The 16,075-nt window shown below is 61.8% G+C and carries 20 protein-coding genes and 2 tRNA genes; 16 read left to right on the top strand and 6 right to left on the bottom strand.

Going from position 1 to position 16,075, the window contains the following annotated elements:
• Positions 1 to 204 (top strand): hypothetical protein (locus ACXJKO_RS16510; protein ID WP_457092172.1); only part of this gene is annotated, 204 nt, incomplete at its 5' end.
• A gap of 420 nt (positions 205 to 624) precedes the next feature.
• On the opposite strand, the gene ACXJKO_RS16505 is transcribed toward ACXJKO_RS16510, so the two are convergent.
• Positions 625 to 714, bottom strand: a tRNA-Ser gene (locus tag ACXJKO_RS16505).
• A gap of 262 nt (positions 715 to 976) precedes the next feature.
• Here ACXJKO_RS16505 and rplU point away from each other — a divergent pair.
• The 5 genes from rplU to proB all read left to right on the top strand — a co-directional run bounded on the left by rplU (position 977) and on the right by proB (position 4,836).
• On the top strand, positions 977 to 1,369 hold the full coding sequence (gene rplU / locus ACXJKO_RS16500) for a 50S ribosomal protein L21 (RefSeq protein ID WP_457092171.1): 393 nt from the start codon (positions 977 to 979) through the stop codon (positions 1,367 to 1,369).
• Between the two features lie 39 nt (positions 1,370 to 1,408).
• Complete coding sequence (gene rpmA / locus ACXJKO_RS16495; protein WP_457092170.1) at positions 1,409 to 1,675, top strand: 50S ribosomal protein L27; 267 nt, start codon at positions 1,409 to 1,411, stop codon at positions 1,673 to 1,675.
• A gap of 178 nt (positions 1,676 to 1,853) precedes the next feature.
• On the top strand, positions 1,854 to 2,504 hold the full coding sequence (locus ACXJKO_RS16490) for a GNAT family N-acetyltransferase (protein WP_457092169.1): 651 nt from the start codon (positions 1,854 to 1,856) through the stop codon (positions 2,502 to 2,504).
• Positions 2,505 to 2,689: 185 nt separating this feature from the next.
• On the top strand, positions 2,690 to 3,724 hold the full coding sequence (obgE, locus tag ACXJKO_RS16485) for a GTPase ObgE (RefSeq protein WP_457092168.1): 1,035 nt from the start codon (positions 2,690 to 2,692) through the stop codon (positions 3,722 to 3,724).
• Positions 3,712 to 4,836, top strand: a complete 1,125-nt coding sequence (proB, locus tag ACXJKO_RS16480; protein ID WP_457092167.1) for a glutamate 5-kinase — start codon at positions 3,712 to 3,714, stop codon at positions 4,834 to 4,836. The genes obgE and proB overlap by 13 nt, the downstream gene beginning before the upstream one ends.
• A gap of 12 nt (positions 4,837 to 4,848) precedes the next feature.
• Here the strand turns inward: proB and ACXJKO_RS16475 are convergent, their stop codons facing one another.
• Complete coding sequence (locus ACXJKO_RS16475; RefSeq protein ID WP_457092166.1) at positions 4,849 to 5,601, bottom strand: DUF72 domain-containing protein; 753 nt, start codon at positions 5,599 to 5,601, stop codon at positions 4,849 to 4,851.
• A gap of 184 nt (positions 5,602 to 5,785) precedes the next feature.
• Here ACXJKO_RS16475 and ACXJKO_RS16470 point away from each other — a divergent pair, with 184 nt between their 5' ends.
• From ACXJKO_RS16470 to ACXJKO_RS16440, 7 genes are all read left to right on the top strand, one after another.
• Entirely contained in the window at positions 5,786 to 7,027 is a 1,242-nt protein-coding gene (locus ACXJKO_RS16470) for a glutamate-5-semialdehyde dehydrogenase (protein ID WP_457092176.1), read from the top strand.
• 26 nt (positions 7,028 to 7,053) lie between these two features.
• Positions 7,054 to 7,680, top strand: coding sequence for a nicotinate-nucleotide adenylyltransferase (locus ACXJKO_RS16465; RefSeq protein ID WP_457092175.1), 627 nt, complete (start codon positions 7,054 to 7,056; stop codon positions 7,678 to 7,680).
• 152 nt (positions 7,681 to 7,832) lie between these two features.
• Positions 7,833 to 8,162, top strand: a complete 330-nt coding sequence (gene rsfS, locus ACXJKO_RS16460; protein ID WP_457092174.1) for a ribosome silencing factor — start codon at positions 7,833 to 7,835, stop codon at positions 8,160 to 8,162.
• Between the two features lie 15 nt (positions 8,163 to 8,177).
• Positions 8,178 to 8,672, top strand: coding sequence for a 23S rRNA (pseudouridine(1915)-N(3))-methyltransferase RlmH (gene rlmH, locus ACXJKO_RS16455; RefSeq protein ID WP_457092165.1), 495 nt, complete (start codon positions 8,178 to 8,180; stop codon positions 8,670 to 8,672).
• A 4-nt stretch (positions 8,673 to 8,676) separates the two neighbouring features.
• Entirely contained in the window at positions 8,677 to 10,032 is a 1,356-nt protein-coding gene (locus ACXJKO_RS16450) for a murein hydrolase activator EnvC family protein (protein ID WP_457092164.1), read from the top strand.
• The gene (locus ACXJKO_RS16445) at positions 10,032 to 11,348 is read left to right on the top strand and encodes a S41 family peptidase (protein WP_457092163.1); all 1,317 of its coding nucleotides are present in this window, start codon (positions 10,032 to 10,034) and stop codon (positions 11,346 to 11,348) included. Before ACXJKO_RS16450 ends, ACXJKO_RS16445 begins: the two co-directional genes overlap by 1 nt.
• A gap of 309 nt (positions 11,349 to 11,657) precedes the next feature.
• Positions 11,658 to 12,200: an RNA pyrophosphohydrolase gene (locus ACXJKO_RS16440; protein ID WP_457092162.1), complete on the top strand. Its 543-nt coding sequence runs from the start codon at positions 11,658 to 11,660 to the stop codon at positions 12,198 to 12,200.
• A gap of 104 nt (positions 12,201 to 12,304) precedes the next feature.
• On the opposite strand, the gene ACXJKO_RS16435 is transcribed toward ACXJKO_RS16440, so the two are convergent.
• From ACXJKO_RS16435 to ACXJKO_RS16425, 3 genes are all read right to left on the bottom strand, one after another.
• On the bottom strand, positions 12,305 to 12,499 hold the full coding sequence (locus tag ACXJKO_RS16435; RefSeq protein WP_457092161.1) for a hypothetical protein: 195 nt from the start codon (positions 12,497 to 12,499) through the stop codon (positions 12,305 to 12,307).
• 625 nt (positions 12,500 to 13,124) lie between these two features.
• Positions 13,125 to 13,562: a response regulator gene (locus ACXJKO_RS16430; RefSeq protein WP_457092160.1), complete on the bottom strand. Its 438-nt coding sequence runs from the start codon at positions 13,560 to 13,562 to the stop codon at positions 13,125 to 13,127.
• 39 nt (positions 13,563 to 13,601) lie between these two features.
• The gene (locus tag ACXJKO_RS16425; RefSeq protein ID WP_457092159.1) at positions 13,602 to 14,015 is read right to left on the bottom strand and encodes a response regulator; all 414 of its coding nucleotides are present in this window, start codon (positions 14,013 to 14,015) and stop codon (positions 13,602 to 13,604) included.
• A 165-nt stretch (positions 14,016 to 14,180) separates the two neighbouring features.
• On the opposite strand from ACXJKO_RS16425, the gene ACXJKO_RS16420 reads away from it, so the two are divergent.
• Entirely contained in the window at positions 14,181 to 14,630 is a 450-nt protein-coding gene (locus tag ACXJKO_RS16420; RefSeq protein ID WP_457092158.1) for a response regulator, read from the top strand.
• Positions 14,631 to 14,739: 109 nt separating this feature from the next.
• Here the strand turns inward: ACXJKO_RS16420 and ACXJKO_RS16415 are convergent.
• A tRNA-Leu gene (locus tag ACXJKO_RS16415) sits at positions 14,740 to 14,824 on the bottom strand.
• A gap of 153 nt (positions 14,825 to 14,977) precedes the next feature.
• On the opposite strand from ACXJKO_RS16415, the gene ACXJKO_RS16410 reads away from it, so the two are divergent.
• Together ACXJKO_RS16410 and ACXJKO_RS16405 are read left to right on the top strand one after the other, a co-directional pair.
• Positions 14,978 to 15,559: a YqaA family protein gene (locus tag ACXJKO_RS16410; protein ID WP_457092157.1), complete on the top strand. Its 582-nt coding sequence runs from the start codon at positions 14,978 to 14,980 to the stop codon at positions 15,557 to 15,559.
• Positions 15,560 to 15,571: 12 nt separating this feature from the next.
• A complete protein-coding gene (locus ACXJKO_RS16405) occupies positions 15,572 to 16,072 on the top strand; it encodes a disulfide bond formation protein B (protein ID WP_457092156.1) in 501 nt (166 codons plus the stop codon).
• The last annotated feature ends 3 nt before the right edge of the window (positions 16,073 to 16,075 follow it).

The raw sequence follows: 16,075 nt of genomic DNA, 5'->3' as shown, positions 1-16,075 counted from the left end.
GTCCTTGGGATCGCCGCCTTCGCCTTGATGGCCGTGAAAGACCGGACCTACGTCGTGAGCGGCGCCTACGCGCCGGTGGGGGAACCGAACCTGGCGGTTGCGGTGGTCTACTACTCGCGCTCCGGCCATTCCGAGGCCGTCGCCCGGGAGGTTGCGCGCACGTTCAACGCGCCGATCGCTCGCATCTCCGGGGGATCGCAGTGAGCGTTGGATGAAATCGCGGGTAGGTCTGATACTTTAGACCGAGAATTCCAGAAAGTGGTCACGCTTCAAGGTGTGTCACAAAGTTTCTTTCCCGCTAAGGCGTCGATCGGATAGCGGGTCGTCTGATGAGAATAACCACGACCAGGCCGAGCAGGGCGGGCGTGATAAGGATCAAGTGGACTGTGATCAGCCGCTGCCTGTGCTCCGCTGTTGAATTGGGGTTGAGCTCCAGGTGCTCTCTCAAGACCTGCCTCGTCCGTAACCTGGCTCTCTCCTGTGCGGACAAATCGTCTTTTTGTCCGCACAGGGCTGGATCCAAAAAGGTCCAGTGCAATGCACTCAAAAATGTGGGGCATAATGAGGGGCTTCGCCCGCAACGAATGCTAAAAAGCAATTAAATCAGTGCGTTGTAAGAAGATCTGGCGGAGAGGGGGAGATTCGAACTCCCGATACGGTTGCCCGTATGCCGCATTTCGAGTGCGGTGCATTCAACCACTCTGCCACCTCTCCGGGTCGCGAAGGCATTTAGCCCGCTGGTTGAGGCCGGGTGGATATCATGGGCTTGGCGGGTGTTCAAGCGCCTTGATCAAGGTTTTTGATTGACAAATCCGGGGGCAGCCCGTAGGTAGCCTTCCTCTATGGGCGGGTACGAGTGCCTGCGCCAATCCGTGCGGCTGCGTTATGTAGTCGTGAATTGAAGCCGGAAACTGCCAAAAAGCCAATCCTGCGGGAGATTTCCCGTTGAGAATTGGGTTTGAACACGAGGATCAAGATGTTCGCAGTGATCAAGACCGGCGGCAAGCAGTATCGCGTTGCCGCCAATGACGTCATCACCATCGCTACGCTCGCGGGCGAGCCGGGTRCCGCCGTTACCTTCGACCAGGTTCTCATGGTCACCAACGACGGCAGCACCCAGGTTGGCGCGCCCCTCATCGAGGGCGTGACCGTGGCAGGCGAAGTGGTGGAGCACACCCGCGGCGAGAAGGTCATTTCCTTCAAGAAGCGCCGTCGCCAGAATTCGCGCCGCAAGCGCGGGCATCGCCAGGACTATACCGTGGTGCGGATCACCGAGATCCTCGCCGCTGGCGCGAAGCCCAAGAAAGCTGCGGCCAAGAAGACCACCAAGGCTGCGGCTGACGAAGCTGCGCCGGCCACCGCTGAATAAGCGTTCGGCACCTGAAACAGAACACGGGAGTACATACCCATGGCTCATAAAAAAGCAGGCGGTTCGTCTCGCAACGGCCGCGACTCCGCAGGCCGTCGTCTCGGCGTCAAGAAGTTCGGCGATCAACAGGTGATCGCTGGCAACATCATTATTCGTCAGCGCGGCACCAAATGGCRTGCCGGCGCTAACGTCGGCATGGGCAAAGACCACACCCTCTTTGCCACGGCCAATGGCCGAGTCCGATTCCTTACGCGTCAAGGCCGAGCGTTCGTATCGGTCGTCCCGGCCCAAGAGGCCGCAGAGTAAACGGCGAGAGCAAAACGAAGGAGCTCCCGCCGGCATCACACCGACCCGGCGGATCAGAAGCTCCATCTAAGGCCCGAAAAGGCCAAGCTCAGATCCAAAACCGACAGGGGAGGTGGGATGTCCACCTCCCCTTCGTGTTTTCCGGGCCAAGGGGGCCCATTCGGATCGGAGCAAGAGCATGTTTCCCGACCTCACCCGTGACGACGTTTTCCGTCTCGAGACCCGCCGCCTTTGGCTGCGCTGGCCCCGACTTGCGGATGCCCAGGCGATCGTACGCCTGGCCGGTGAGAAAGCTGTCGCGGACATGACGGCTCGAATTCCGCATCCTTACTCCCCGGAGCAAGCCGAGAGGTTCATCTTCCAGGCCAGGCACGCCAATGCGAACGGCGAAAGTCTGCAGCTCGCCATCACCCCGAAGGGCAAGCCCAACAGCCTGATCGGGATGGTGGGCATCAGTCCCGATCCGGAGAACGGCAAGCCGCATCTCGGCTATTGGCTCGGCATCCCCTCCTGGGGCCAGGGCTATGCCACGGAAGCGGCGCGGGCTCTGATCGATGCCTTCTTCGCCTATGGCGACGAGACCGAGCTGACCGCGAGCGCCCGGGTCATCAATCCGAGTTCCCGGCGGGTTCTGGAGAAGTGCGGCTTCGCCTATCAGGGCGCCGGCCTCATGGAACTGCCCGCCAGGGGCGGTCTCTACCCGGCCGATCATTTCCGCCTCGACCGGCGGGCATGGGAAAGCCTCAAGACCTGGTCGCAGATGGGCCTCATTCCCGAGCCCAACTGCATCGAGGTCGAAATGGACAGGGCTGTTTCCCTGGCCAGCTGATCAACCGGAGCGCTTCCCACAATCGGGAAGCGCTCTTTCCTTATTTTTCTGCTGCCCGTAACAGGAGCATTTTCCGGTCCTTTAAACCGAAGAGTGCTTTGAAAAGTCTTGGCTTGTCGCATTTTCTCGCGCAAAACCGGACCCACTTTGCGGAAAATGCTCTCGTCCCGTAAAGGATACGGGTTATGAAATTTCTCGACCAAGCCAAAATCTATATTCGCTCCGGCAACGGCGGTGGCGGTGCCATATCGTTTCGCCGTGAAAAATTCATCGAGTTCGGCGGGCCGGACGGCGGCGATGGCGGCCGTGGCGGTGATGTCTGGGCCGAATGCGTGGAGGGCCTGAACACCCTCATCGATTATCGCTACCAGCAGCACTTCAAGGCCAAGACCGGCGGCCACGGCATGGGCAAGAACCGCGCGGGCGCCAAGGGCGCCGATGCGGTGCTCAAAGTTCCGGCCGGCACGGAGATCCTGGAAGAAGACGGCGAGACCGTCATCGCCGACATGACCTATGTGGGCCAGAGGGTTCTGCTCGCCAAAGGCGGTAATGGCGGCTTCGGCAACGCCTATTTCACCACCTCCACCAACCGCGCGCCGCGCCGGGCCAACCCAGGCCAGGAGGGTATCGAGCACACGCTCATCCTGCGCCTCAAGCTCATCGCCGATGCGGGTCTGGTCGGGCTGCCCAATGCCGGAAAGTCCACTTTCCTTGCCGCTGTCACCGCGGCAAAGCCCAAGATCGCGGATTATCCCTTCACCACGCTCCATCCGGGGCTCGGTGTGGTGCGCGTTTATAACCGCGAGTTCGTGCTGGCCGATATTCCGGGGCTCATTGAGGGTGCCTCGGAAGGCGTGGGCCTCGGCGACCGTTTCTTGAGCCATGTGGAGCGCTGCCGCGTGCTGCTGCATCTCGTGGAAGGCACGAGCGAGGATGCGGGCGAGGCCTACAAGACCGTGCGCCACGAGATCGAAGCCTATGGCCATGGCCTTGCGGACAAGCCCGAGATCGTCGCTCTCTCCAAGGCGGATGCGCTGGATGAGGAGACGCTGAAGGAGCAGCTCAAGAAGCTGAAGAAGGCCTGCAAGCGCACGCCCCTCGTGTTGTCCTCGGCATCCGGCCAGGGCGTGCAGGAAGTGCTGCAGTCACTCCTCACGGTGATCGACGAGGCGAAGGCCGAGGAGATTGCGGTCGAGACTCAGGACGAGTGGCGCCCGTGATCCCGCAGATCCATCAGTTCCGCCGCGTCGTTCTCAAAGTCGGCTCCGCGCTTCTGGTGGACAGGGCGCGCGGACGGCTGAACCATGCATGGCTTGCGGCGCTTGCCGAAGACATCGCCGATCTTCATGCGCAAGGGGCGGATGTGCTGGTGGTCTCGTCGGGCGCCATCGCCATGGGCCGCACGGTGCTGGGCCTGCCCTCCGGTGCTTTGCGTCTCGAGGAAAGCCAGGCGGCGGCGGCCGTCGGCCAGATCGCGCTGGCGCGGATATGGTCGGAAGTGCTGGCGCATCACGCCATCACCGCCGGGCAGATTCTGGTGACGCTCGCCGATACGGAGCAGCGCCGGCGCTACCTGAATGCGCGCGCGACCACGTTGAAGCTTCTTGAAATGCGCGCGGTGCCTGTCGTCAACGAGAACGACACCGTCGCCACATCCGAGATCCGCTACGGCGACAACGATCGTCTCGCCGCGCGCGTCGCGACCATGATCGGCGCCGACCTGCTGGTGCTGTTCTCCGATATCGATGGGCTCTATACCGCGCCGCCCGCAGCCGATCCCAACGCGCAGCACATTCCGGTGGTCGAGCGCATCACGCCTGCCATCGAGGCGATGGCCGGGGGGGCGGCTTCCGAACTCTCGCGGGGCGGCATGCGCACGAAGGTGGAGGCGGGCAAGATCGCGACCGCCAGCGGCACGCATATGGTCATCGCCGATGGACGTGCGAAAAATCCGCTGAAATGTGTCGCGGAAGGCGGGCGCTGCACCTGGTTCCTCACGCCCTCCAATCCCGCGACCGCGCGCAAGACCTGGATCGCCGGTGCGCTTGAGACGCGCGGCACGCTCATTGTGGATGATGGCGCGGCGCGCGCGCTCAAAGGCGGCGCGAGCCTTCTGCCCGTGGGCGTGCGCCGGATCGAGGGGTCGTTCCATCGCGGCGATGCCGTGACGATCCGCGACGAGAACCGCGTTCTCGGCCGCGGTCTCGTGGCCTACGATGCGGATGATGCGGCGCGCATCATCGGTCGCCCGAGCCGCGAGATCGAGGCGATCCTCGGTTATCCGGGACGCACCGAGATGGTGCACCGGGACGACATGGCTTTGAGCGACTAATCCTCGAAGAGACTACTCCTCCAAGAGTTCGAGCAGGGTCTGAGCATCGCCAGGGGCGGCGCTTTTGATGTCGTTGTCGAAATAGACGTAGACATCGCGCCCGTTCCCGCGCCACTCCATGATCTGGAAGGCCCAGTCGCTCAAAGCCTCCTTGCTGTAGCTTCCGGCATAGCGTCCGTTGGTCCCATGGGCCCGCACATAGACGAAGTCGGCCGTGGTCAGCCAAGGCGCGGGAGCATCCGCATGGTCCGATAGACAGAGCGCCGCGTTGTGATCGCGAAGGATGCGGAATGTCTGTTCCTCGTACCAGCTCGGGTGGCGAAACTCGAACGCGATGCGCCGGTTCTCCGGAACGAGCGACAGACACCGCGCCAGCCGTTCCAGGTTCTCGTCATTGGCCCTCAGCATGGGCGGCAGCTGGAACAGGACAGGCCCGAAGGCATCGCCCAGGCCATCCATTCGGCCAAACACGAGGTCGATGCTCTCCTCGATGCCCTTCAGCTTCTTCATGTGCGTGATGAAGCGCGAGACCTTCCAAGCGAACAGAAATCCCTCCGGCACGCTCTCGCGCCATGCCTTCACCGCCTGCTCGGTCGGCAGGCGATAGAAGGAGTTATTGATCTCGGCCGTATCGAAGCGTCCGGCGTAATGGATGAGGAAATCCTTGATCTTCAGGCTCTGCGGATAGAATGGTCCATGCCAGGATTTGTAGTGCCAGCCCGAGGTTCCCACCCGGATCTCGGCGGGCTCGGGTGAGGGTTGCAAGGAACGGCTTGGCCCTGGGGTGGCTCGGCGTGCTATGGATCGGGGATCGTGAGCTTCCCTCCTGAGAGCGGAGGGCTGGGACTTGGACATGGATGACACTCGAGCCTTGAGCGACAATTCGCTCGTCGAACACCTCAACGCATCAGGTGCGGCTTCGGTTGAGAATCCGGACGTCCCGGCGCTGATGGGCGACCTGGGCCGCTGTGCCCGCCAGGCAGCCCGCCGCATCGCCCTGGCCTCCAATGAGCAGAAGAACGCGGCCCTGCGCGCCATAGCAGCCTGCATTCGTGCGCGACTAACGGCCATTCTCGCCGCCAATGCCGAGGATCTCACTGAAGCGAAAGCCAAGGGCCAGACGGCCGCCTATATCGATCGTCTGGCGCTCAATCCGGAACGCGTCGAGGCCATCGCCGCAGCGGTCGAGAGCGTTGCCTCGCTGCCCGATCCGGTGGGGCGCGTGCTCGCGAATTTCGAGCGGCCCAACGGATTGCAGATCGAGCGTGTGGCCACGCCGCTCGGCGTGATCGGCGTGATCTTCGAGAGCCGTCCCAACGTGACGGCGGATGCGGGCGCGCTCTGCCTCAAAGCCGGCAACGCCGCCATCCTGCGCACGGGCTCGGACAGCTTCCGCAGCGCCCTCGAAATCGCGGAAGCGATTGGGGATGGTCTTGAGCAGGCGGGTCTGCCGCGCGAGGCCATTCGCCTTGTGCCGACCCGTGATCGTGCGGCGGTCGGCGCCATGCTGTCGGGACTGAATGGCAATATCGACGTCATCGTGCCGCGCGGCGGCAAAAGCCTCGTGGCAAGGGTGCAGGAAGAGGCGCGCGTGCCCGTCTTCGCGCATCTGGAAGGCCTCAACCATGTTTATGTGCACGCCAAGGCCGATCTGGAGATGGCGAAGGCCATCGTGCTGAACGCCAAGATGCGCCGCACCGGCGTCTGCGGCGCGGCCGAGACCCTGCTCGTGGACCGCGCCTGCGCGGGTACGCATCTCAAGCCGCTGGTCGCGATGCTGCTCGACGCGGCCTGCGCCGTTCGCGGCGACAACGATGTGCAGGCTGCCGATGTGCGGGTGACGGCGGCGACGGACGAGGATTGGCGCACCGAATATCTCGATGCCATCATTGCGGTGCGCGTCGTGGACGGGCTCGATGAGGCGATTGCGCATATCGAGACTTACGGCTCGCACCACACCGATTCCATCGTGACGGATGACCGGGCGGCGGCTGAGCGTTTCCTGGCGGAGGTCGACTCGGCCATCGTGCTGCATAATGCCTCGACCCAGTTCGCCGATGGCGGCGAGTTCGGCTTCGGCGCCGAGATCGGCATTGCCACGGGCCGCATGCATGCCCGTGGGCCGGTGGGCGTGGAGCAGCTGACCTCGTTCAAGTATCGCATCCACGGTTCGGGTCAGACACGCCCGTGAGTTCTGCCCCCTCGCGTTTTCGTCTCATGCCCTCAGGCTTGGTACGGCTGCCCTCAGTCGCGCCCGGCATGCGGATCGGGCTGTATGGAGGTTCCTTCAACCCTCCTCATGCCGGACATCGGCATGTGAGCCTCATGGCCCTGAAGCGCTTAGGGCTTGACCGGATCTGGTGGATCGTTACCCCCGGCAATCCGCTGAAGGATACGGGGGAGCTTGCCTCCACGGCCATGAGGATGGCAGAGGCGAAGGAGCTGGCTGATCACCCGCGCATCGATGTCACCGCCTTCGAGGAGGAGATCGAAGCGCGCTATACGGTCGATACCCTGGCATTTTTGAAGCGGCGCTATCCGGGCGTTCGCTTCGTCTGGATCATGGGGGCCGACAACTTGGCCGGCTTCCACCGCTGGCGCGGCTGGCGGCGTATCGCCCGGATGATGCCGATGGCCGTAATCGACCGTCCTGGCTGGACCCTGAAGGCCACCCGCTCGCGCAGTGCCGCCACGCTCGCAGCCTATCGTGTGGACGAGGGGAGAGCATCGGCTTTGGCGGGAATGAAGCCGCCGGCCTGGATTTTTCTGCATGGGCCGCGTTCCCACCTGTCATCCACAATGCTACGCCATATGCGACGAACTTCTCTCGCAAGTGGACGTTGAAAAATGGGGCCGTTCGATCTTATCTTAGACGGACGGCGCAGACCCAGGCGCTGTTTAGAAAGGGCTTGAACCTGAATCGACTAAACCCCCTCGAAGCGGATACGAACACGCTTCCCCCTCTCTCCGGAGCGGCTGCTCCGCATGATGAGGATATCCGGGCCGCCGCCCTGGCTTCTCTCGAGGATATGAAGGCCGAGAACACGGTCGAGATCGACCTGACCGGCAAGACCTCGCTAGCAGATACCATGATCGTCACTTCGGGCCGTTCCCACCGCCACGTGGGCGCGATTGCCGACCGTTTGGTCAAGGACCTCAAGGAAAAGGGGTTCGGCAACGCGCGCGTGGAAGGCCTGCCCGCATGCGATTGGGTGCTGATCGACGCCGGCGACATTCTGGTCCACATTTTCCGTCCCGAGGTGCGTGGCTTCTACAACCTCGAGAAGATGTGGGGCGCCGACCGCCCGCAAGACCGCGCGAGCTGATTAAGGCCTGAATCGTTGCGACTGAGCTTGCTGGCCGTGGGCCGTCTTAAAAGCGGCCCCGAACGGGAGCTGGTCGAACGCTACAGGCAGCGGGTCGACGGCATGGGCCGGGCCATGGGCTTGGCGGGGCTCGACATTGTCGAGCTGCCGGAGAGCCGGGCGCGCCGGGACGATGACCGGCGGGCGGAGGAGGCTGCGGCTTTGCTGGACAAGGCCGGAGCATCGGTCCTGATCGTGTTCGATGAGCGCGGCAAGAGCCCCTCGAGCGAGGCTTTCGCGGAGCGAATCAGGCAATGGCGGGATGAAGGCCGCCCAGGCGTCGCCTGTGTGATCGGCGGGCCGGACGGCCTCGATCCCAAGATCCGCCAGCGCGCGGAAATGGTGGTTTCCTTCGGTGCGCTCACTATGCCGCACCAGATCGTCAGGGCCCTTGTGGCCGAGCAGCTCTATCGGGCGCTGACAATCATCGCCGGTCACCCTTATCATCGGGCCGGCCACGATGATTCCTGACCGAATGATTCTTTTGAGAGATTTTCCACCTCTTAAGGCCTTGAGCCTCGCCCTGAGCCTGACGGCCATGCTGGCGGGCTCGGCAGTTGCCCAGCAGGCTCCTGCGCCGGGTGCGGGACCGGCCCAGGCTGTGCCCGAGACGGCGGCCGAGCGCGAAAAGCGCCAGAACGACCTCAAGGTCTTGGAAGAGGCGATGAACGCCAATGTGGCGGCCCAGAAACGCCTCGAATCCGAAATCGAAGACATCAAGGCCGACAGGGCCAAGCTGAACGCGACTCTGATCGAGACCGCAAGCCGTGTACGAAATACCGAGGACCGTATTCGTGGCCTAGAGCAGCGGCTCCAGACCCTGACCGCCTCCGAGGCGGCCATCCGCCGCTCCCTGGAAGGCCGCAGAGGGGTGATCGTCGAGGTCTTCGCCGCCCTTCAGCGCATGGGCCGCCGTCCGCCCCCTGCCGTGCTGGTGCGGCCCGAGGATATGCTGGAGGCGGTGCGAGCCTCGATCATGCTGGGGGCGGTCCTGCCCGAACTTCGGGTGGAAGCGGAAATCCTGGCCACCGATCTGGCCGAGCTGGTGCGCCTGAAGGAAGCCATCGCCACGGACCGCCTGACCCTCAATACCGAACTGGTGGCTCTCAACGGGGAACAGCAGAGGCTCTCGGCCCTTATGGAGGCCCGCCAAAGCCGCATCACCGAGGTCGAGCGCAGCATGGGCGCTGAACGGGACAAGGCCGCCGCGCTTGCCCGCCAAGCCGGAACTCTCAAAGAGTTGATCGACCGCATGGAGGCCGAGCTTTCGGGCGCGAAACGCGCCGCCGAGGAAGCGCGCAAAGCTGCGGAGGCCCAGGAGCGCGAAGCCAAGGAGCGCTTCGCTCAGGCTGCCTTCCGTGATCCGGCGCGGCTTGCTCCCAAGATTCCCTTCGCAGAGGCGCGAGGCCTCCTGCCGAGGCCCGTGAGCGGCGATACGGCCCTGGAGTTCGGGGCCGCCGATGGCTATGGCGGAACGACGCGCGGCATTTCGATCACCACCCGCTCCAAGGCGGCTGTTGTATCACCTGCGGACGGCTGGGTCGCTTTTGCGGGCCCCTTCCGATCTTACGGTCGACTCTTGATCATCAACGCCGGGGGAGGATACTATGTCCTTCTGGCCGGTATGGACCAAATCAACGTCGATGTCGGGCAATTCGTGCTCGCTGGTGAGCCTGTTGCAACCATGGKGGATACACCTCTCATGAGTTTGACCGGCTCTGCCATAGAAAAGAACAACCCCGTCCTCTATGTTGAGTTCAGGAAAGACGGCGGTTCGATCGACCCAGGTCCCTGGTGGGCGAAATCGCAAAGCGAAAAGGTTCGCGGATAATGCGCAAACTATCTCTTTTGATTCTCGGTGCGGCTCTTGGCGCAGGCGGCGCGACCATGGTGTCGCAGACGAGCCTGATGACCTCGGGCGCTGTTGCAGCGTCCGCCGACACGTACCGGCAGCTGAGCCTTTTCGGAGATGTCTTCGAAAAGGTCCGAACGGATTATGTCGAAAAGCCCGAGGAGTCCAAGCTCGTCGAATCGGCCATCAATGGCATGCTGACCTCCCTTGACCCGCATTCCAGCTACATGGACGCCAAGAGCTTCCGGGACATGCAGGTGCAGACCCGCGGTGAATTCGGCGGCCTCGGCATCGAGGTCACCATGGAAGACGGCCTCGTGAAGGTGGTTACTCCCATCGACGAGACGCCCGCCTCCCGCGCCGGCGTCCTGGCCAATGACGTCATCACGCATATCGACAACGAAGCGGTCCAGGGCCTCAACCTGAACCAAGCGGTCGATAAGATGCGCGGCCCGGTCAATTCCTCGGTGACCCTGAGGATCCAGCGCAAGGAAGCCAAGGACCCGATCGAGGTGAAGCTGACCCGCGAGACCATCAAGGTCCGCCCCGTCCGCGCCCGAGTCGAGGGTGATGTCGGCGTTCTGCGCGTGACCCAGTTCAACGAGCAGACCTATGAAAACCTGCGCACGAGCATCGACAAGCTCACCACCGATATCGGCGCCGACAAGGTGTCCGGCTTCGTGATCGACCTGCGCAACAACCCGGGCGGTCTGCTCGATCAGGCCATCATGGTCTCCGACGCCTTCCTCGACCGTGGCGAGATCGTCTCGACCCGCAGCCGCAATGCCGAGGATACCCAGCGCTTCAGCGCCAAGACCGGCGACCTCGCCAAGGGCAAGCCGCTCGTGGTGCTCGTCAACGGCGGCTCGGCCTCGGCATCCGAGATCGTGGCCGGCGCCCTGCAGGATCACAAGCGCGCGACGGTGCTCGGCACCCGCTCCTTCGGCAAGGGATCCGTGCAGACCATCATCCCGCTCGGCGGCAACGGCGCGGTCCGTCTGACCACGGCGCGCTACTACACCCCGTCCGGCCGCTCTATCCAGGCCAAGGGCATCGATCCGGACGTCGAGGTGTTGCAGGACATCCCGGACGAGTTGAAGGGCAAGGACGAGACCAAGGGTGAAGCGGGTCTGCGCGGTCACCTGCAGAACGGCGGCGATAAGGAAGAGCGCGGCGGTTCCTCCGCTTACGTTCCGCCGGATCCGACCAAGGACAAGCAGCTGCTCGCGGCTTATGACCTGTTGCACGGCGTGCGCAAGGGCGCTGCCAACACCACGACGCCGACAGCGAACTAAGACCGCCTGTCTGCATCAACGCGAAGATCGAGGCCCGGCGATTCCATCGCCGGGCCTTTTCCATTCAGGCTTTGACAAGTGCGTGGAAAAGCTTGTGCCGAGTCCCGCAAAGCTGCACTCTAGAGCCTCGGACCCAAAAGTGGATTTGCACTTTTTGGATCGATCCGATGCTCAAGTTTAAGAGCTGCGCATCGTCTCGGCGGACTGCACGATGCGCTGACGAAAGCTTTGGAACCATCGATGAATGCCGGCGCTGAATAAAAGACTGGCAGGGAACGGTTCCTGCAGATGGAAGGGAGTGACGATCGGATGAGGAGCGATAAGGGCTCGCAAGGCAGAAAAGACCTCCCATACCGATATTGTGTCGGCGTGATGCTTCTGAACCGCAACGGTCAGGTATTCGTCGGCCGGCGCCATTCCTCCGACTCCCACGATCAGGTTACGGACGGCTATGCCTGGCAGATGCCGCAAGGCGGAATCGATCCGGGCGAGGACCCGTATCAGGCGGCCGTGCGTGAGCTTTACGAGGAAACCAGCGTTCGCAGCGTGAGCCTGCTGGCCGAGGCGCCGGATTGGTATTCCTACGATCTCCCCTCGATGGTCGCCGGCCGAGCCTGGCGCGGGCGCTATCGCGGACAGACGCAGAAATGGTTCGCGTTCCGCTTCGAGGGCGACGAGAGCGAGATCAACATCAGCAAGCCGGGCGGCGGCCACCACAAGCCGGAATTCGACGAATGGCGTTGGGACGACATGCACCGGCTGCCGGAACTGATCATCCCGTTCAAGCGCGATGTTTACGAGAAGGTCGTCTCAGCCTTCAGCTTCCTCGCGCCGCAAAGCTCGAAGGCCTGAAGCAGCCGCGAAGGCTCGACATCCGCGGCATCTGACGATGCCACAGATGTCTTGTTGAGCGTCGCGCTGCGCAGCCGGTTCTAGATCCGGCGGCTGACGTGTCTTCAAGCTGCGTAGGGGAATTTTCTAAGCTCGGCCTTTCCCGTGGATTGCTGCTCCTCGGTGGCCAGAAGCGCCAGGGCGGCGCGAGCGTAGTGACGGAACTCTTCCTTAAGAATTTCAGGCTCGGCTTCCCAAGCCATAGCATCGTCCTCGGCCTCATAGAGAGCACGAGCAATAAACTCGATCTGTTGCTTCATGATTATTTGCCCCTGACATGTTTTGTCAGATATTGTTTCGTTCGCATGCGCCTGAAATTACGGCAGATTTTTCTGCTCGTGACCTCGAATAAGTGATCGGCACACCCCGCTATTTGCACAAAAGGCCCCCGATTTGGCAAAGGCGCAAAGGTAGTAGCCCAAAAGTGGCGCAAGGTTATTTGCGGGCTTCAAGCCGGCCAGGCAACTCCAAGAGGGCCAGCTAACTCTTAAAGGGTATGGCTGCAGCTTACCCTGATAAGGACGGTTTTCCTTTTAATCCTTCCGGACATCCGACCGGCGGACAGGGGGATGGCGATGCTYTGGACGAAAGCTGAGCTTGCSCARATCACWGGCGGTYTCTGGGAAGGCGAYCTKYCGGAAGAMYGGGCGACGGACCGCATAGCSTTTTCCAACGTRTTRGTKCGCCCCGGCGCGYTCGTCRTCCCGTATGTTYAMACATACCTTTAYGGSGTGAATYCTGCGAARATCGCGCGCTTCCATCTCAGCGCCTCTTCGTATTTCGACAGGGGTATTACTTCCAAGTGGCCTTAGCGCTGGTGAAGATGGCCATCCCTTGGCTGTTAAAAAGGGACCGGCGTCGTCGCCAAGTTCGCAAGGTAGAATATTATGCCTTTTTGAATATGCCGCGTTCAGCCCTGGCGATGAGCTGTTTGATCTGATCCACAACCGCCTGTGTTGGATACGGCTTCCTGAGCAGTGGCCCTTCCTCGCAAAGGGATGCGGCAATATCCGCAGAACGCTCAATGCTAGAGGTCAAGAGAACCTGGACACCGGGCTTGTGGGCTCTGATCCAGCGTGCCAACTCGAAGCCGTCCGTCGTACCTGGCATCTCGACGTCGCTGAATACAATATCGATGGGCACTTCACGAGATTGAAGTATCTCTATCGCTTCAGCTGCATTCACGGCTTCGTAAATTCGATAGCCGCACCCTCGCAAATAATCTGCAATCACGAGTCGGATCAGCACCTCATCCTCAACAACAAGTATCGTCTGAGACGGAGTGGTTGCTTTATGGGCTGAAGGTGTCGATGCAGTGCTCATGCTGAGCTAACCGTCGAGCTTTCAGCAAAGTTCCACGTCTCACCGGAGAGGCATTTCAGGCCAGTTGAGGCAGTGACTCACAACCTCAAGAACGTGCGATAATAGGTACGGCTTGCAAATGAAAATGCCAAGACTATCCAGTTCTGGTACTGTTGAGGTGCTCTCCCTGCCGGATGTAAGGACAACCTGTGTTGGCCATTGGCGCTGATGCACGATGCGGGCGACATCCAGTCCGTTTCTCTGCCCAGGGAGGTGTATATCGGCAAACAGAAGATCGACCCTGATTGCTTCAAGTACACTCAATGCATCATCGGCCGTGCTCGCCTCTAAAACCTTATAGCCTTGGATCCGCAATTCATCACTGATAAGGCATCGGGCAAGGACATCATCTTCAACAACAAGGATAGTGGGAGGTGTGCGGCGTGGGAGCACGGTGACGGATGCAGCACTCATTCCAACTCCATACCAGTACAATACGCGGACAACGTGCGGCTGTGCGTCAGGTTCTCCTGATCCTAATCTAGCTCACAGTGATGCATTGTTTGCTTCCGAAAGCGGGACAGCATATAAACTGCCGCGTTTTGCTTTCCGCTTCTCCTCTCAACTAGGCGTCGCTCTGTGAACAATAGCCAGCATTCAGGCGTGGTTCTGCTGGCAGAGGATGAGCCGCTTGTGCGATTATTCGTGGCCGAACTTCTGTCGGATACACAGTTGCACGTCATCGAGGCTGCCAACGCTGAAGAAGCCCTGACCGTGCTGAGAGCCAATCTGGCAGTGGACGTGCTAGTGACAGATGTGGAGATGCCACCAGGAGCGAATGGCTACGAGTTGGCGCGTCAGGTTCATGATGCATGGCCCCTCGTAGAAATTATTGTTACGTCAGGGCGTGAGTGGCCGCAGGCAGGCTCCCTTCCTCCTGGAGCAACTTTCCTTCCAAAGCCCTACCCAAATTCTACGCTCGTGTCCCATGTTAGCGCAGCCGTCGGGCGAGCGCGAGCAGCACGTGCAACCCAGTCAGACCAGCCCACCGGGGGCTGCGGAGGCGGTTCTCTCTCTAACGCCTGGTGAGGCCATTCGAGCTCTATTTCAATTGCCGTGCAGACGTGGTGCCGACACAGCCCTCCGAACATGAAAATGGCTTCGACGAGCGAAGCCAAATTCACGAATAAAAACAATGTGGTGCCCCTGGCCGGGATCGAACCAGCACTCCTTGCGGAACTCGATTTTGAGTCGAGCGCGTCTACCAATTCCGCCACAGGGGCAAGGACCTGCGGAGTAACATGAGGAATCCGGCACGGTCAATCAGGGACATGTGAAGCAGGGCAATAAGGCTTGCCTCTCGCCTTTCGTAACGGCTTGTGCTCAAAGGGGCGGGCCTTAGGGCCCTGTTCCAATTGCCATCCTCCCGGGATCCCATGCTAAGACGCCTTTACGACTGGACCCTTTCCCTCGCGGCCCGTCCGTCTGCTCCTTACGCGCTGGCGCTGGTCTCCTTCGCGGAAAGTTCCTTCTTTCCGGTGCCACCGGACGTGATGCTCGTGCCCATGATGCTGGCGCGGCCGGACAAGGCTTGGTCCTATGCCCTGATCTGCACGATCTCCTCTGTCCTAGGTGGTATCCTCGGCTATGTGATCGGCTTGGCGCTCTATGATTCCATCGGGGCCTGGCTGTTCCAGCTCTACGGCCTCACGGACGGCGCGGATACGTTCCGGCACGCCTATGCGGAATACGGACACTGGGTCATCCTGCTCAAGGGCCTGACGCCCATCCCCTACAAGCTCGTGACTATCACCTCCGGCTTCGCGGGCTATCACATCGGCTGGTTCATTCTGCTCTCGGCCATTACCCGTGGCGCGCGCTTCTTCCTGGTGGCGCTGCTGATGAGCCGGTTCGGACCCCGCATCAAGTCCATCATCGACAATAATTTCAATCTGGTCGCGGCCGGGGCTATCATTGCCATCGTCGGCGGCTTCGTGGCCTTCAAGTTCATGTTTTAAGAGGGACAGGCGATGCGCCTCAGCCTCTCCATCCGCCAGGCGGCCCTGGCCGTCGCGCTCGGTGCCGCAGCCACTGTCGGCGGCGCGCTGATCTTCGAGCATGTGTTCGGCTACGTGCCCTGCAAGCTCTGCCTGATGCAGCGCAATCCTTATTACATCGCCATCCCGCTCGGCATCGTGGCAGCCCTGCTGCCACCGCGCTGGGGCCGGGCAGGGCTGTGGCTCCTGGCCCTGGTCTTCCTGGTCAGCACGGGCCTGGGCGCTTACCACTCGGGCGTGGAATGGGGCTTCTTCGCCGGTCCAAGCGATTGTGGCGGCGGGTCAGGGGCGGGAGCCGGGAATGTGGGCGATTTTCTGAACCAGCTGCAGACTACGCGGGTCGTCAGCTGCACAGAGGCCGCATGGCGCTTCCTGGGGCTGTCGCTCGCAGGGTGGAACGTGCTGATTTCCCTTGCGCTGGCAGCGTTCGCGGCGAAGGCCGCCGCGGGCAAAGGCTTCCGGTTCGGGTCTTAAACC

This window comes from Microvirga sp. P5_D2 (genome assembly GCF_054049475.1).
Note: the sequence above shows the minus strand (reverse complement) of the source record. Positions and strands in the feature narration are given on the sequence as shown.

Excerpts from the sequence above, each read along its gene's own strand:
- ACXJKO_RS16490 (WP_457092169.1), top strand. The coding sequence starts at position 1,854 with ATGTTTCCCGACCTCACCCGTGACGACGTTTTCCGTCTCGAGACCCGC.
- obgE (WP_457092168.1), top strand. The coding sequence starts at position 2,690 with ATGAAATTTCTCGACCAAGCCAAAATCTATATTCGCTCCGGCAACGGC.
- ACXJKO_RS16470 (WP_457092176.1), top strand. The coding sequence starts at position 5,786 with ATGGGCGACCTGGGCCGCTGTGCCCGCCAGGCAGCCCGCCGCATCGCC.
- ACXJKO_RS16465 (WP_457092175.1), top strand. The coding sequence starts at position 7,054 with ATGCCCTCAGGCTTGGTACGGCTGCCCTCAGTCGCGCCCGGCATGCGG.
- ACXJKO_RS16445 (WP_457092163.1), top strand. The coding sequence starts at position 10,032 with ATGCGCAAACTATCTCTTTTGATTCTCGGTGCGGCTCTTGGCGCAGGC.
- ACXJKO_RS16440 (WP_457092162.1), top strand. The coding sequence starts at position 11,658 with ATGAGGAGCGATAAGGGCTCGCAAGGCAGAAAAGACCTCCCATACCGA.
- ACXJKO_RS16435 (WP_457092161.1), bottom strand. The coding sequence starts at position 12,499 with ATGAAGCAACAGATCGAGTTTATTGCTCGTGCTCTCTATGAGGCCGAG.
- ACXJKO_RS16430 (WP_457092160.1), bottom strand. The coding sequence starts at position 13,562 with ATGAGCACTGCATCGACACCTTCAGCCCATAAAGCAACCACTCCGTCT.
- ACXJKO_RS16425 (WP_457092159.1), bottom strand. The coding sequence starts at position 14,015 with ATGAGTGCTGCATCCGTCACCGTGCTCCCACGCCGCACACCTCCCACT.
- ACXJKO_RS16410 (WP_457092157.1), top strand. The coding sequence starts at position 14,978 with ATGCTAAGACGCCTTTACGACTGGACCCTTTCCCTCGCGGCCCGTCCG.
- ACXJKO_RS16405 (WP_457092156.1), top strand. The coding sequence starts at position 15,572 with ATGCGCCTCAGCCTCTCCATCCGCCAGGCGGCCCTGGCCGTCGCGCTC.